General features: G+C 71.7%; 16 protein-coding genes and 1 pseudogene. 5 read left to right on the plus strand and 12 right to left on the minus strand.

The window, feature by feature from the left end:
* Nucleotides 1-117: 117 nt before the first annotated feature.
* Complete coding sequence (locus tag ACH4SI_RS33900) at nucleotides 118-789, minus strand: MBL fold metallo-hydrolase (protein ID WP_398302571.1); 672 nt, start codon at nucleotides 787-789, stop codon at nucleotides 118-120.
* A gap of 150 nt (nucleotides 790-939) precedes the next feature.
* Here ACH4SI_RS33900 and ACH4SI_RS33905 point away from each other — a divergent pair, with 150 nt between their 5' ends.
* A complete protein-coding gene (locus tag ACH4SI_RS33905) occupies nucleotides 940-1305 on the plus strand; it encodes an MmcQ/YjbR family DNA-binding protein (protein ID WP_398302573.1) in 366 nt (121 codons plus the stop codon).
* Here ACH4SI_RS33905 and ACH4SI_RS33910 read toward each other — a convergent pair.
* From ACH4SI_RS33910 to ACH4SI_RS33920, 3 genes are all read right to left on the minus strand, one after another.
* Entirely contained in the window at nucleotides 1245-1784 is a 540-nt protein-coding gene (locus ACH4SI_RS33910; RefSeq protein WP_398302575.1) for a hypothetical protein, read from the minus strand. The two genes, ACH4SI_RS33905 and ACH4SI_RS33910, sit on opposite strands and share 61 nt — an antisense overlap.
* Nucleotides 1785-1875: 91 nt before the next feature.
* Entirely contained in the window at nucleotides 1876-2712 is an 837-nt protein-coding gene (locus ACH4SI_RS33915) for a hypothetical protein (RefSeq protein ID WP_398302577.1), read from the minus strand.
* Nucleotides 2713-2797: 85 nt separating this feature from the next.
* Complete coding sequence (locus tag ACH4SI_RS33920; RefSeq protein WP_398302579.1) at nucleotides 2798-3361, minus strand: restriction endonuclease; 564 nt, start codon at nucleotides 3359-3361, stop codon at nucleotides 2798-2800.
* A 272-nt stretch (nucleotides 3362-3633) separates the two neighbouring features.
* On the opposite strand from ACH4SI_RS33920, the gene ACH4SI_RS33925 reads away from it, so the two are divergent.
* A complete protein-coding gene (locus tag ACH4SI_RS33925) occupies nucleotides 3634-4152 on the plus strand; it encodes a phosphotransferase family protein (protein ID WP_398302581.1) in 519 nt (172 codons plus the stop codon).
* Here ACH4SI_RS33925 and ACH4SI_RS33930 read toward each other — a convergent pair.
* Together ACH4SI_RS33930 and ACH4SI_RS33935 are read right to left on the minus strand one after the other, a co-directional pair.
* The gene (locus ACH4SI_RS33930; protein ID WP_398302583.1) at nucleotides 4138-4737 is read right to left on the minus strand and encodes a hypothetical protein; all 600 of its coding nucleotides are present in this window, start codon (nucleotides 4735-4737) and stop codon (nucleotides 4138-4140) included. The genes ACH4SI_RS33925 and ACH4SI_RS33930 overlap by 15 nt on opposite strands.
* A gap of 40 nt (nucleotides 4738-4777) precedes the next feature.
* Nucleotides 4778-5224 (minus strand): annotated as a pseudogene (locus ACH4SI_RS33935) (protein-L-isoaspartate O-methyltransferase); the annotation flags it as partial.
* A gap of 317 nt (nucleotides 5225-5541) precedes the next feature.
* Between ACH4SI_RS33935 and ACH4SI_RS33940 the strand changes: the two are divergent.
* Together ACH4SI_RS33940 and ACH4SI_RS33945 are read left to right on the plus strand one after the other, a co-directional pair.
* A complete protein-coding gene (locus tag ACH4SI_RS33940; RefSeq protein WP_398302585.1) occupies nucleotides 5542-6054 on the plus strand; it encodes a DinB family protein in 513 nt (170 codons plus the stop codon).
* 38 nt (nucleotides 6055-6092) lie between these two features.
* Complete coding sequence (locus ACH4SI_RS33945; RefSeq protein WP_398302587.1) at nucleotides 6093-6464, plus strand: hypothetical protein; 372 nt, start codon at nucleotides 6093-6095, stop codon at nucleotides 6462-6464.
* Here the strand turns inward: ACH4SI_RS33945 and ACH4SI_RS33950 are convergent.
* Nucleotides 6398-6985 carry a histidine phosphatase family protein gene (locus tag ACH4SI_RS33950; RefSeq protein ID WP_398302589.1) on the minus strand — a complete coding sequence of 196 codons (588 nt, stop codon included), beginning with the start codon at nucleotides 6983-6985 and terminating at the stop codon, nucleotides 6398-6400. The two genes, ACH4SI_RS33945 and ACH4SI_RS33950, sit on opposite strands and share 67 nt — an antisense overlap.
* A 61-nt stretch (nucleotides 6986-7046) precedes the next feature.
* A complete protein-coding gene (locus ACH4SI_RS33955; protein WP_398302591.1) occupies nucleotides 7047-8039 on the minus strand; it encodes an MASE1 domain-containing protein in 993 nt (330 codons plus the stop codon).
* Between the two features lie 257 nt (nucleotides 8040-8296).
* On the opposite strand from ACH4SI_RS33955, the gene ACH4SI_RS33960 reads away from it, so the two are divergent.
* Nucleotides 8297-9079 carry an alpha/beta fold hydrolase gene (locus tag ACH4SI_RS33960; RefSeq protein ID WP_398302593.1) on the plus strand — a complete coding sequence of 261 codons (783 nt, stop codon included), beginning with the start codon at nucleotides 8297-8299 and terminating at the stop codon, nucleotides 9077-9079.
* Here ACH4SI_RS33960 and ACH4SI_RS33965 read toward each other — a convergent pair.
* The 4 genes from ACH4SI_RS33965 to ACH4SI_RS33980 form a co-directional block, all read right to left on the minus strand.
* On the minus strand, nucleotides 9060-9740 hold the full coding sequence (locus ACH4SI_RS33965) for a lytic transglycosylase domain-containing protein (RefSeq protein ID WP_398302595.1): 681 nt from the start codon (nucleotides 9738-9740) through the stop codon (nucleotides 9060-9062). The two genes, ACH4SI_RS33960 and ACH4SI_RS33965, sit on opposite strands and share 20 nt — an antisense overlap.
* Before the next feature lie 140 nt (nucleotides 9741-9880).
* Nucleotides 9881-10564 carry a DedA family protein gene (locus ACH4SI_RS33970; RefSeq protein WP_398302597.1) on the minus strand — a complete coding sequence of 228 codons (684 nt, stop codon included), beginning with the start codon at nucleotides 10562-10564 and terminating at the stop codon, nucleotides 9881-9883.
* 207 nt (nucleotides 10565-10771) lie between these two features.
* A complete protein-coding gene (locus ACH4SI_RS33975) occupies nucleotides 10772-11251 on the minus strand; it encodes a DoxX family protein (protein WP_398302599.1) in 480 nt (159 codons plus the stop codon).
* Between the two features lie 46 nt (nucleotides 11252-11297).
* Nucleotides 11298-13331: an FAD/NAD(P)-binding protein gene (locus tag ACH4SI_RS33980; protein ID WP_398302601.1), complete on the minus strand. Its 2034-nt coding sequence runs from the start codon at nucleotides 13329-13331 to the stop codon at nucleotides 11298-11300.
* Nucleotides 13332-13711 lie beyond the last annotated feature (380 nt).

Genomic DNA, 13711 nt, shown 5'->3' on the forward strand with positions numbered 1-13711 from the left:
GTCTTCGTGCCCGGAGAGTCGCGGTGAATGCCTGTCAATCCAAGTGCCGCAGCACAGGAGGCAAGGAGTTGTTCTTACAAGGCGGATGTCGGCGGTTCGAATCCGTGCTGGTGGGAGTCACTTGGCTGCGACGGATGCTTCTCGCAGGGCGGCCGCGGCGCCGTGGGTGATCGGGTCGCCGTGTCCGAACACCGCCGTGGCGACGTCGAGCGTGGCCAGCCGGTGCAGCGACTCGATGGCTCGGGCGCGGTCGGTGTTGAAGACGCCCAGCATGGTTTGGCCGACGTTGGCGACCGCGTCGCCGGTGAACAGCATCTTCGGCCCGGGCATGTGGAGGGCGATCGAGCCGTCCGTGTGTCCGGGCACCGCGACGACCACCGCCCCGCCGCCGAAGGCGAGGACGTCGCCGTCCTCGACCTCTCGGTCCACTCGGCACGGCGGCACGGGCGGCAGTGGCGGAATGGCCGCCTTGATCGGTACCTCGAACTCCTCCAGCACCGGTGGTGCCCCGACCGCGTCCCCGCGGATCACCGGAGCCTCCAGCCGGTGCGCGACGACCTCGGCTCCGTGCCGGTCGGCCAGTTCGGCCGCCGAGCCGGTGTGGTCCTCGTGCCAGTGCGTCAGCACGATTCGCCGCAATGTGCCGTCCAGTACGGTTTCGATTTCCGCCGCGCAGTCGGCCGTCCCGGTGTCGATGAGGGTCAGCTCGTCGTCGTCCCGCCAGAGGTAGGCGGACCCCACGGGGAAGCGAAGCCTGCGCAGTCTCGGTAGTACCTCGATGACCTCCATACGACGCAGCCTGCACGACCGCCCTCGCAGGTCCTGTGGTCCTTCGCTGAGGGCAGAGCGAGCGTGGGACGCGGCAATGTGGCAGAGTCCGTCGCGGGCCTGGTAGAGCTGGGGTGCCATCCCCACCGGCCGAGATCGAGGAGACCTAAAGTGACCCCCGAGCAGCTGCGGTCCTTTTGTGTGTCCTTCAACGCGGCCGCGGAGGAGTTTCCCTTCCCGCGGGTCCCGGAGGTCTCGGCCTTCAAGGTGGGCGGCAAGATCTTCGCGCTGACGACCCTGGACGCGCGTCCGCTCACGGTGAATCTGAAGTGCGAGCCGGAGGTCGCGGTGCGGCTGCGGGGCGAGCATCCGGGGCTGATCGTGCCGGGGTGGCACATGAACAAGCGCCACTGGAACACGGTGACGGTCGACGGTGATCTTCCGGATCAGCTGGTCCGGGAGCTGATCGAGGACTCCTACGACCTGGTGGTCGCGGGTCTGCCGAGGGCCGAGCGGCTTCGGCTCGACCGGCCCTGAATCCAGGGTTTGGTGGACAGGTGGAATCGGGCGATGCGTACCCTGTCCGCCGCGGCCAGCGCCTCCTCGTGCGTCGGGTGGCGGTCGCGCGGAAACCCGACGAACGGGTCCCGGACCGCGCCTGGCCCCTTGCGTTGGACGAGTTCCTCCAGCAGGCGCGCCACCTGCTCCCGGTCCTCCACGGCCGTGGCCTCGGCCCGTAGGTCCCGGCGGCGCAGCAGGAGACGTACGGTGCGACCGTTCCGGAAGTTGCTCATCCAGCCGGTCCGGGCGCCGAAGGCCCACACCTCGTCCGGGGCCCCTCGGTAGGAGGCCAGGGGAATCGCGTAGGTGCGGCCGGTCTTGGCACCGTCGTACGTGAGCAGCATCAGCCGCCGGCTCACGAGCGGATGCAGCCGGGACCGGAGGAGTGGCCGGACGACGCGGTTTGCGGCGTTGAAGAGGCTTTCCGGGGGAGGGTGCCATCGCGTGCGAGCCATGTTCGGCGGACTTCTCCTCGTCCTTGTCCCTCGGCATCGTCCGCTCGCCAAACTAGGGCTGCCCGGTAGGGGCTGACAACGCCTCAGTCGATCACCCGGCTACCGGTCTGCTGTCCTCCAGGACGCTGCGCGCATAGGTCACGTAGCGCTCGAACAGCTCGGGCTGGGTCCTCCGGGCAATGTCGAATACGGGCGAGTCGGCTCTCCGCACCCCCGGCAGGTAGGGGGAGGTGCGACAGCGGCCCGTCTCGGAGCCGGGGTCGACGATGCTCAGGTAGCACGTGGGGAGCTGCCGGGTGACGTGCACGACGATGCGTCCTGGGTGCCCTTCGGCCTCGAAACGCCTGGCGACCTCCAGCAGCTGCCGGGCGGAGTCGGCCGCCCGCTGCGGCAGCTCGTGTTCGCCGATGCTTCGGGCGTACTCGGCGACCAGAGCGGATGCAGGGTCCGCCACGATGTAGGTGATGTTCACGCCCTGGCTGAGGAGCCGTCGCACGGGGTCGACCAAGTCCCGCTCGGGACGTGAGACGAACAGGCTCGCCAGACTGCGCAGGGCGATGCCGACTTCGATGATCTGGGAACGTGCCCCGTTCAGGAATTCGGCTTTCTCGGTCGGCGAGCGGCGACCCTGGGCATGAACGGTGAGACCGTGGCTGCTTTCGCGAGCGGACAGCCGCTCATCGAGCTGCTGCCCCATCTCCTCCAGGAATCTCTGCCGTTCGGCATCCCGCAGAAACAGGTCGTAGTAGAAGGGGACGGCGACACCGGCGGCGGCGAAGATGGCCAGCTCATTGAGCACCGCCCAGCCGAATCCGTCACGGCCGTTGGACACCAGGGCCAGGCTGAGCCCGCCGAGGAGAATGCACAGGGCGAGGGCGGCGCGAAATCTGCGCAGTAGGCCGTGACCCGCCGGTACGTTGTTGCTCATCGTTCCCCCCGTCCCCGCCTCCCGTGCATGCCCAGATCGGGGCGGACCTACGCGTTTCCCCGGCCGCAGGGAGGCGGCGGAGCCGTTACGCTCTGCGCGGCGGGCCGGTGCCCGCTCCGTTGAGCGGGATCAGGGACTCCAAGGTGGACCCGCGCACCCAGGCGCCGAGCAGGTTGCGGTGGAGGGCGAGGATGCCGTGCTTCACGGCCAGGGCCTGCGCGGCGCGCGTGAAGTTGGCCGTGGTGACGAAGGCCGCGACGTCCGCGCCGTGTTCGGCCTTCGCCGTGCCCAGGAACTTCTGCATGTCGCCGCTCGATACGGTGCGGTGCGCCGCGTAGTGCTTGCACTGGATCACCAGCCGCCGGCCGTCCGGCATGAGGCCGATGACATCCGCGCCCAGGTCACCCGACTTCCCGGAGACGACGACCTGCGTGCAGCCGTCGCGGCGGCACAGCTCCGCGACGTACAGCTCGAACCGCTGCCACGTCATGGCGTCGACCTCGGCCATGGAGCGCTCGCGCGCCTTGTTCTCCTCCTCGGCCTGCCAGGCGCGATGTCCGGCCACCGTCTTCCGGTGTGTCGTACACAGCCACCAGCCGGCGCCGCCGAGCAGGGCTACGAGGGCCAGGCCGACGACGTACGGCCACATCGTGTCCCAGGTCAGGGCCAGGACGAGGAGGAGTGCGGCGCCGGTGGGCCAGGCCCTGCGGCGTAATGACCGTCTGCGCCCTCGTCGTGTCGCCATCGCCGTCTCCCCCTGCCGCCTGTGTCTCCCCGGCGAGCAAGTTTCGAGAGTGGTGGGATACCGCGCAAGACCGCCTCCAGGGGGGGCGGAAATGACGGTGACGGCGGCCGGCAGGGTTTCTAGGGTGGGTCTTGTGTTGTCCCGCCCCTCTTTCATCAGCGATGAGACGGTCGCGCGTGCGGTCGCCGCGCACTGGCGGCCTGCGGCGGTGGGCGCCGCGCGTCGGCCCCGGGTTCGCCGACGGGCTACGGGCCCGCACCGCACGGCCCTGGACGTCCGGCCCGCTGGCGGAGGAGGCCCGGACCGCGATCGCGGACCACGCCGACGCGATCACGCGGTGGACGGGCCGGTACCACGAACTCGCCGACATCGCCCTCGCGCAGCAGGACTCCTGGGTACCGACCCACGGCGAGCCGCACAACGACAACCAGGTCGTGGGCGCCCACGGGCTCAAGCTGGTCGACTGGGAGTCGCTGACCCTCGCGTCGCGCGAGCGGGACTACGCCGACCTGCTCACGGCGGGCGCGGGCGACCGCCTGCACGCCGACCCCGCGATGGCCGAGCTGTTCGCGCTCGACTGGCGGCTGTCCGAGATCGACGAGTACGCGCGCTGGTTCACCGCCGATCACGCCGGTACCGATGACGACCACACCGCCCCGGAGGGGCTGCACGAGGAATTGTCAGCCCCACTGTGAGTCGGAGTGGAGGCGCACCTGCTGGCCCTCGGCGGTCACCGTCAGCCCGAACGCGTCAGCCCCAGGGCTTCCTGCGGTCACGAAGTCGGCGTATACGGCCATGACTTCCTGCCACAGGTCGCGGGGACCGTACTGCCACGTCTCCTGGGCGTTGACGGTGGCAGCCGATCCCTCCCGGTCGTGGAACCACAGCTGATACCTACCGTCCTGTGTCCCGTCGGCCATGACCACGCCCGGCAGCCGCGCGCCCGCGTAGAGGGCGAAGCCCAGGTCGGCCAGGGCGGGGAGGGGGAGTGAGCCGGGGGTGCCGCGCCGGGCGGTGCCGCTGTCCACGGGGGCGTCCGGGCGGGGGCGCTCGGAGCGCATCGGCATGAACCTGGCGCCACCGATGAACCGGCCGCGGCCCGTGCCGTCCGCGGCTGTCTCGAGCCGTACCAGGGCGCCGGACCAGAAGTCCCCGGCCAGCGGCGCGACGATGATCCCGCCCACGGTGGTCTGTTGTACCCAGGCGTGGGGGACGCGGCGCACCGAGCAGGTGGCGATGATCCGGTCGTACGGTGCGCGCGGATTCCCATCCGCGCGCACCGTCGCCCCATACGACGCTGGGGCGGTAGCCGGCCTCCTCGATGACCTTCGTGGCCCTCTCCGCCAGCACCTCATCGACCTCGACGGTGGTGACGTTCGCGCTGCCCAGCCGCTCGGCGAGCAGTGCCGCGTTCCAGCCGCTGCCGGTGCCGATCTCCAGTACGCGGTGCCCGGCGGCGGCATCGAGCGCGCCGAGCATCCGGGCCACCATGGTGGGCATGGAGTTGGACGAGGTCGCCAGCCCCGGGCCGTCGCCGCGCCCGTCGTCCACCTGGGTGACGATCGGTACGTCGCGGTAGACCAGGTCCCACCAGGCGTTGTCCGTCGTGACCGGCACGCAGGTGGCCTTCTGCTCCCAGATGTCCGCGGGGATGAAGCGGTGGCGCGGCACGGCCTCGAACGCGCCACGCCAGTCCGAGGGCAGCGCCCCGGACGCCGTGAGCGTGTCCAGGAGTGCGGTGTGGCGTTCCTGCCACCGCTCGGTCAATGGGTCCTCACCTCTGCTTCGACGGCTGATCGCCGTCCGGCGTGACGAGTGTGTCCTGCAGCGCTGGAGCCGCGCTTGATCGGGGTGGTGACCCGTTCGGGGTGGTTATCCACAGGCTCCGGCAGTTGTCGGTGGTGGGTCGTACCGTGATGCCTGTCCTTATTCACGCTGCATGGGCTGCGCGTGACTCGGATGCGGAAGGCCGGGCCCCACAGCACGGGTCCGGCCTTCGTCCGGTTGCGTCGGGTGTGCGGTCGCATGGGGCCCGGCCGAAACTTCGGTGCGGGGCGCGGGGGGTTGGAGTAGCGTCGGCGGGCATGATTCCTCCCCGGGTACGGCCCGCGTACGGGGCCGATGAGCGGACGCAGTTGGTCGGCTGGCTCGACATGCAACGGTCGGTCGTCCACTGGAAGTGCGAGGGGCTGTCGCATGAGGATGCCCATCGGGCGGTGCTGCCGGCCTCGCCGCTGATGACGATGGCCGGTGTGGTGTCCCATATGCGGTGGGTCGAGCACCTCTGGTTCGAGGTCGTTCTGAGGGGTGGGCCCACGGAGGGGCCGCGGTTCGAGGAGGGGGTCGAGGACGCGGATATGCGGGTGGCGGGCGTCCCGCTGGACCAGCTGCTCGCCGAGTACGAGCAGCAGTGCGCGGTGTCGGACGCGATCATCGCGGAGCATGCGCTGGACGACGTCGCCCGGCGCCCCAGCCCGACCGGTGCCGCCCCCTCGCTGCGGTGGATCCTGTTTCACATGATCGAGGAGACCGCCCGGCACGCCGGTCACATGGATGCGATGCGGGAGCTGGTCGACGGGGGGAGGGGTTACTACTGAGCGGCGGCGCGGAGGAGGACTTCGTCATCCGGATCGGGGTGTACGCGGCCGAGGACGACCTCGCGCGGGTCGTCGACGGGTTCCGCAGTCTGCTGGACGAGGGGCCGGAAGGCTACGAGCCGGCGGTGGTCGCGGTGGAGGACCGCGAGCTGTACGAGGAGCTGCCGCAGCAGTGGCGGTGTCAGTATCCGGGGGCCGACCCGGGGGAGCGGTGGGTTCGGGAGATCCGGGTCGGGCTGCGGGCCGACCGTCCGCGGATGGATGAGGTGAGGGAGGCGCTCACCCGCGTCATCCGCCCGGATCCTGAGCATGCCTCGCCATGTCCCGTCCCCTGGGCGGCCGGCTACACCACCGGCAGGTGGGACGTGTCGTTGAAGGAGACCAGGGAGACCGGGAAGCCCGGGCGGTAGCGAAGGACGGTCAGGGCCGCGTTGTCGTGGTCGAGGCCCATCCAGCGCCAGGGCGGTGCGTCGAGCGCGGCCCGGACGATCCAGGCGATGAGGAAGTTGTGGGTGACGACCAGCTCGTGGCGGTCCTCGGCGCCGGACACCGGGCCCGTGAAGCGCTCCAGTGCCTCCTGGGCCAGCCGGGGGCCGTCGGCGCGTTCGTCCGCCGGGACGCGGTGGACGAAGTCGAGGAGCAAGTCGGCGGCGTCCGGCGGCAGTTCGGCGCGCTCCGGGGTGTGCGGGATGTAGTCCCCGGCGGGCTCGCACGCGTGCGCCGGTACGCCGTCGAGCTGGGCGGCGATCAGGCGCGCCGTCTGGGCGGCGCGGGGGAGCGCGCCGTGGTGGATAGCGGTCAGCGGAACGTTCCGGAGCCGCTTGCCGAGCAGAACGGCCTGGCGGCGGCCGTCGTCCGTCAGCGCGCGCTCGTCCGGGGTCGCCTCGCCGTGCCGGGTCAGATAGAGGTGGCGGGTGGCCTTCGCGGTCATGGGTTCCCTCGCGGTCCGGGTGGGGATCAGCAACAGGCGTACGGGCTGGTAGATGCCGTTGCTATCGGCCCGGTTCCCGTCCGCCCGGGGCCAGCCGCACCACGGTTTCGGCGAGTTGGACGCACACCTGCTCGATCTGCCGTCGCGTGTGGTCGCGCTCGGCGATGATCGCCGCGAGGAGGAGGGCGGTCAGGGTGGTGGAGCCGTTGAAGGCCTGGAGGGTGACCATCCGGGTCAGCAGCGAGTGGTCCGCGAAGGGGCCGACGCCCTCGGCCGTGGCCTGGATCGCGAGGACGGTGACGACGAGCGAGCAGGGCGCGGCGCCGGGGAGCTGGAAGCGGAGGGCCGCCCAGATGAGGAAGGGGAAGACGAGGAAGAGCAGGCTGGCGGCCGTACGGGTGGCCACCAGCATGACAGCCGCCGTGCCCAGCGGCAGCGCGGCCGCCTCCAGCAGGCGGTACGGGGAGACGCCGCGCGGGAGCCGGGCCCGGCGGGCGGCCAGCAGGAGGGGCGTGACGACCAGGACGCCCATCGCGTCGCCGGTCCACCAGACCGACCAGGTGGGCCAGAAGGCGCTCGCGGGGAGGGCGTCCGCGAGGACGAGGGCGGCGGTGCCCAGCGTGGCGCTGATCAGCATTCCGGCCAGGGCGCCGAGGAAGACCAGGGCCAGCGCGTCCCGCAGCCGGTTCAGTTCCGTACGGAAGCCCGCTCGCCGCAGCAGCAGATACGCGCACAGCGGGGCCAGCGTGTTGCCCGCGACGATCGCGAGGACGGCGAGGGGCGCGGGGCCGATGGGGGCGTTGACCGCGAGGGCGCCGAGGGCGATGCCGGGCCAGCCGCGCGGACCCAGCAGGAGCAGGCACGCCAGGGCGATGCCGGTCGGCGGCCACAGCGGGGTGACCTGGCCGCGGACGAGTTCCTGCAGCAGACCGAGCCGGGCGCTCGCGTAGTAGACGGCGGCCACGGCGAGGATCACCGCGGCGGTGCGCAGAGGCGTGGTCCCGCTGCCGCCCTCGTCGTCGGACTCGCGCTCGTCGCCCACCACAGCGGCCATGACACTACGGACGGCCCGGCGGTTACGACCGGACACGCGGACCGGCGCGGGCGGCCCGCCGTACGGGGGAGTCGCCGGGGTGAGCCGTGAGCGTGAGCCGTGAGCGTGAGCCGTCACGGTGGGCCGTATGGGTGACCCGTGCGGGTGACGCCCTGTGCATATGCGCACCGGGCTTGCCCACTTCCGTACGAGACGCCACCGTTGTTCACCAGCGGGCGCGCGCCGCGTGCCCGCATTCGACTGGGACCGGAGGTGCCATGGGACCGCTCGTTCCACCCCTCGTTCCACCGTACGAAACCGTCGGCGAAGGGCCGCACCACGTCATTGCGGTGCACGGCTGGTTCTCGGACCGCGCCGCCTACGCCGCGATGCTGCCGCACATCGACCGGCGCTCCTTCACCTACGTACTGCCCGATCTTCGCGGCTACGGGGAAGCGCGTGACGTCCCCGGCGCGTACACCACCAGCGAGGCGGGCCGGGATCTGCTCGCGCTCGCCGACCATCTGGAGTGGGAGTCGTTCTCGCTGCTCGGGCACTCGATGGGCGGCGCCGTCGTCCAGCGCGTGCTGGCGGCGGCCCCGCACCGCGTCCGGCGGCTGGTCGGAGTGGCCCCCGTACCGGCGAGCGGGGTGCCGATGGAGGGTGAGCAGTGGGAGCTGTTCGCGTCGGCCGCCGACCGGCCGGAGTCGCGGCGGGCGATCATCGACCTCACCACCGGCGGGCGCCATCCGGACGCCTGGCTCGATCTGATGGTGCGGCATTCGCTGGAGCACAGCGACGCCAAGGCGTTCCGGGCCTGGCTGGACTCCTGGGCGCTGGAGGACTTCCACGAGGACGTGGACGGCGCCGAGCTGCCGGTGCGGGTGGTCGTCGGCGCCCATGATCCGGCGCTCACCGCGGAGGTGATGCGCCGGACCTGGCTGCGCTGGTACGCCAACGCCGACCTGGTCGAGCTGGCGTCGGCGGGGCACTACCCCGCCGACGAGACGCCGCTGGAACTCGTCCGGGCCGTGGAGGACTTCATAGCCGCGGGCGGCTAGCCCGTGCGGAGAGGGCGGAGTCGGGCGAGGGGGCCTTGGGGGAGGGCGGGGCGGAGGCGGACGGCGAGGCGCTGCGCGCACGTTCGCGCTTCGCCTCGCTCCGCTGGTAGATCGCCTCGCTCTTCCGGTACTGGGGCAGCAGCGTGTTGACGATCCGGTCCACGTAGCCGCGGGTCTCGTGGATGCGGGGGATGCCGCGCGCCCTGAGCACCGCGCTCGGTCCGGCGTTGTACGCGGCCAGGGCGAGCCGCATCCGGTTGCCGCGGATCTCTCCGACCAGGGCGTACAGATGACACATGTAGCGCGCCTGGGAGGGGATCGCGTCCCGGGGCTCCCAGACGTCGGCCTTGCCGTCGCCGTTGCCGTCCCGCCCCCACTCCTTCCAGGTGTCCGGGGCGAACTGCGAGATGCCCTGGGCGTGTCCGGAGTCCGCGTCCGGCCGCCAGCCGCTCTCCGCGTGGATCTGCGCGGCCAGCAGTGGCACGCTCAGCGGCGAGCATGCCTTCGCGGCGCGCTCCACGAGCGCACGCCGCGCGTCCGGGATGACGGGCAGCTTGGGCTCGGAGGGCGTCATGATCTGCCGTACGACGAGGACGGCGGCGACGACCAGCGCGAGGCCGACGACGAATGCCGCTAACATCCCGGCCGCACGGCTCAGCATGCCGGGACCGGGGGGACGAAGTGACGCATGGGCCGCACGGGTCGCATGGGGAGGACCGTAACCGCAATCCCGGGGTGATCCGTAATCGGGCGCCGACGCGCCCGGGCAGGCCGGGGACGTACGCTACGGAGCCGGTGTCCCTACGGGGCCGGGATCGGGGGCACGGGGCCCGCGGCGGCCACCATCAGCTGCCCGGTCTCGTCGTCGGCCGGGCGCTTCATCACATACGCCGCGCCCGCGCCCGCGGCGAACAGCGCGAGGACCGAGACGGCCGTGCCCAGCCAGCCGGCGCCGAGCCACTGGCCGCCGACGTAGCCGAGCGCCACGCCGTACGCGGCCCACGCCAGGCCGGCCACCATCGACCAGGGCAGGAATTCCGTCACCCGACGGTGTGCCGCGCCCGCGCTCAGGCTGACGACCGACCGCCCGGCGGGGGCGAAGCGGGCTATGACGACGAGCGGTCCGCCGCCGCGCACCAGCGCGGTGCCCAACTTCTCCTGGGCGGAGGTGAGTCGGCGGGAGCGGGCGATGGCCCGGGCGAGCCGGTCGCTGCCGCGCCAGGCCAGCCGGTAGGCGACCATGTCGCCCATGACGGAGGCGGTCGCGGCGCACAGCAGCAGCGCGAACATCGCGGGGAAGTCGGCCGCGTCCGCCTGACGGACGACGCCGACCGGGTCGACGGTGGTGCCCGCGGCGGCGGTGGCGGCCGTGATGACGATGAAGCCGCTCGGCAGGACGGGCAGGAAGACATCGAGCAGGACCGAGGCCGCGATGACTGCGTAGATCCATGGGGTGTTGGTCAGCGACCCCAAATGTTCCAACAACGTTCTTCTCCCGATCCCGTTCCCCCGCCGCCGCGTCCTCGTCCGCGCGGGGTGGAGGAAGCGGCCTTTACAGCCATACAGCGTACGCCTGTGACCGTTCAGGGTACCGGTAAGGGGTGACGATGCTGATCGCATCACGCCATGCGGGGCACGTGGCCCCGCATGGCGTGATTCACCGCACGTTCACGGAGTTGGCATCTCTGGCGGTCAGACCGAGCTCGGCTGGCGCCGCGGTTCGGCCGCCGCCGAGGACGCGCGGGACGAGCCGAAGATCCGGTCCAGCGCCCACGGGCCCGGGCCGGTGAAGACGATCAGCAGGAACGCCCAGCAGAACATGGCCGCCAGCTCGCCGCCGTTCTGCAGCGGCCACAGCTTCTGCGGCTGGTGCTCGTGGAAGTACGCGTAGGCCATCGAGCCCGAGGATATGAACGCGGCGGTGCGGGTGCCGAGGCCCAGCATCACCAGGGCGCCGCCGACGAGCTCGATCACCGCGGCGTACCAGCCGGGCCAGACGCCCGCCTCGACGGTCTTGCCGGTGCCCATCGCGCCGCCCATCCAGCCGAGCAGCGACGAGGCGCCGTGGCAGAAGAAGAGCAGGCCGATGACGATCCGGAAGAGGGAGAGGACATACGGCCTGCCGCTGTCCAGCAGCTCGCCGAGCGAGCGGGGGAAGGTGTCGGGAGACATGAGGGGATTGCTCCTTGTTCCTGGGGACGGAGAAACAATGGGACCGTCAGGTTAGGTTCCCCTCACCTTTTGTTGCAAGTTCAAGTTCCTGCCAATGTGCGAGCCCGGAAGGGGTGTTCGAGAGGCGCCCGGGGCCGCTCCTCGGAGCTCCGCGGCGCACATCGGCGCGGTTTTCCTGGTGGGGCTCGGGTGTCGCCGCGAGGAGCAGCACCGCCCGCGCCACCGCGTCCGTGTCGCACAGGGTGACGGAGTTCACGCCGGGGCGCGCCCCCGCCGCGGTCACCCAGTGGACGCCCTCCGTCGGCACCCCGACCGCGAACCGCCGCGGATGCGGCCGCCCCTGCGCGTCCACGATCCGGAAGGGGGCCGGGGTGACGTCCAGCCCGCCCGTCTCGTAGCCCTCCACCCGGTGCGGCCGGCACTGCCCGGAGCGCAGCAGTCCGCTCAGCAGCCGGTCGGCGGTGCGGCGCAGATCCGGTTCCGGCAGCCGCGCCTCGATCAGCGTGCGGGCGAGGACCGGAGGGCCGGGGACGCGGGCCGAGCGGGCGGCGAAGCCCGGTTGATCTGACGGACCATCAGGTGTTTTGGCCGTGACGTCCAGACCTGGACCCAGGATCTCCAGCACCCCCGCCTCGATCAGCGCGGCCATCTCCTCGATCCGGCGGCGCGGCGGGCCGATCGACAGGAACGCGTTCAGCGGGGTGTACCAGCGGTCGAGATGGGCCCGGCGCGAGACCCCGGTGAGCCCGCCGTGGTCGACTATCAGCCGCACCTCGTTGCGGAGATCGCGCAGGACGTCGAGCGCGGCCTTGACCGGACCGGTCACATTGCCCAGCCGGGCGTGGGCGGCGTCCGCGCGTGCGTACGTCAGCAGCCACCGCCGGAAGGCGTCACGCGTGGTGAAGTTTTGTTCGTGGTGAGGCTGGGAGATCGTTTCCCAGCACCAGCGCCCGGCTGCCGGAATGTCGAATTCCAGGAGCACGGCGGCCTCTTCGGGGGAGCCGGCGGAAGTGGCCAGAAAATGACGTCGGAAGTGCCGTGAGGCGCCCGGGCCTTGGCGGGACAGCAGGGCCTCGTAGTAGACGGTTTCGGCCTCCTTGGCCACCAGCGGCCACACCTCGGTGAGGAAGTCCGGCGGATCGCCGGCGTCCGCGCGCTTGCGGAAGCCTTCGAGGACGTCCGGGGTCAGCAGCAACGGGGTGTGACGGCCATGAGCGCCCTTCGCGTTGTCGCCACGGGCGTGGTACGGAATGCCGCGCCGTGAACCCGCGTACAGCCGTGGTTCGCGGCCCGAGGGGCGGTAGACCAGCCCCTCCGGAGCCGGGACGAACGAACCGCCGCGGCCCTCGGTGAGTAGCGCCATGTGGTCGAAGAAGTTGAGACCGAGCCCGCGCAGCAGGACGGGCTCACCGGGCGCGATGGGCGACAAGTCGACATCGGCGGGGTTGGCGGGCGGGTAGTAGCGCAGCCCGTGCCGGGCCGCGTGGGCGCCGAGCCGCTTCTCCGTCTCGTCCGGGGTGCGGGGCAGATGGCCCTGGGCCAGAACGACGGCGCGCAGTCCGGTGAGGCGCGTGCCGTCGTCAAGGGCCAGGGTCTGGGTGCCGTCCGCCGCCTCCTCCAGGGCGATGGCGCGGGCCGGGTGCAGGCGGACGGTGACGGTGTCCGGGGCGGTGCGGACGACCTCGGCGAATACCCACTCCAGGTAGCGGCCGTAGAGGGCGCGGCTCGGATAGTCGTCCGGCCCGAGGGACGGAAGGGGGGCGGGGACGGCGGCGGGTGCGTCGGCGCCGCGGCCGGTGGCCCATTCGTACAGGCTCGGCCCGGTGCGTATCGGTCCGTCGCATTCGACGCTCTCGTCGGTGAACAGGGTCACCTGCGAGGCGACGGTGTTCATCAGCAACTCGCCCGGCTGCGCCGTCCGCCACACCCGCCCGGCGCCCGGCGGGGACGGGTCCACGATGTGCACGGTCAGCCTGGCCCCGGGCGTCAGCTCCGGCGCGGAGGCGCAGAGGCGCTCCAGCACGCTGGTGCCGCGGGGGCCGGCCCCGACGATGGCTATGGCGTGGGGGTCTCCGGCCAAGTGTTACTCCCGGGGCAGATGTGGCGCAGGATCTCGCCCATCATGCCGTCCGCTCCACGGGATTCCACCCGCGGAGCGGAACGTCCCCCTCCGTTGTGTCCCGTATCACTCCGGCGGTGGCTGCGGACGCGTGCGGGCGGGGCTTCTGGGGTCGGAGTGGCGTCGGCGTGTGGTCCCCACCACTCGCTTGGTCCAGACCATTGACAGGCTGCTGTCGCGGCCGCTGTGATGAGTGACCGTCCGCCCCTGGGAGCGCTCTCAGGGGTGACCGTCACCTGGGACCGGCCGTAGCGCGGACGCATCGAGGCCAGGTCCATCTCGGAGAACAGCCCGGTACGCCGTTGGCGCGCCCCCGGCGCCAACCTGACCTGCTGAGCGCA

It is taken from the genome of Streptomyces sp. NPDC021212, assembly GCF_044332925.1.
Lineage (GTDB): Bacteria > Actinomycetota > Actinomycetes > Streptomycetales > Streptomycetaceae > Streptomyces.

Excerpts from the sequence above, each read along its gene's own strand:
- ACH4SI_RS33900 (WP_398302571.1), bottom strand. The coding sequence starts at position 789 with ATGGAGGTCATCGAGGTACTACCGAGACTGCGCAGGCTTCGCTTCCCC.
- ACH4SI_RS33910 (WP_398302575.1), bottom strand. The coding sequence starts at position 1,784 with ATGGCTCGCACGCGATGGCACCCTCCCCCGGAAAGCCTCTTCAACGCC.
- ACH4SI_RS33915 (WP_398302577.1), bottom strand. The coding sequence starts at position 2,712 with ATGAGCAACAACGTACCGGCGGGTCACGGCCTACTGCGCAGATTTCGC.
- ACH4SI_RS33920 (WP_398302579.1), bottom strand. The coding sequence starts at position 3,361 with ATGTGGCCGTACGTCGTCGGCCTGGCCCTCGTAGCCCTGCTCGGCGGC.
- ACH4SI_RS33940 (WP_398302585.1), top strand. The coding sequence starts at position 5,542 with ATGATTCCTCCCCGGGTACGGCCCGCGTACGGGGCCGATGAGCGGACG.
- ACH4SI_RS33950 (WP_398302589.1), bottom strand. The coding sequence starts at position 6,985 with ATGACCGCGAAGGCCACCCGCCACCTCTATCTGACCCGGCACGGCGAG.
- ACH4SI_RS33955 (WP_398302591.1), bottom strand. The coding sequence starts at position 8,039 with ATGGCCGCTGTGGTGGGCGACGAGCGCGAGTCCGACGACGAGGGCGGC.
- ACH4SI_RS33960 (WP_398302593.1), top strand. The coding sequence starts at position 8,297 with ATGGGACCGCTCGTTCCACCCCTCGTTCCACCGTACGAAACCGTCGGC.
- ACH4SI_RS33965 (WP_398302595.1), bottom strand. The coding sequence starts at position 9,740 with ATGCTGAGCCGTGCGGCCGGGATGTTAGCGGCATTCGTCGTCGGCCTC.
- ACH4SI_RS33975 (WP_398302599.1), bottom strand. The coding sequence starts at position 11,251 with ATGTCTCCCGACACCTTCCCCCGCTCGCTCGGCGAGCTGCTGGACAGC.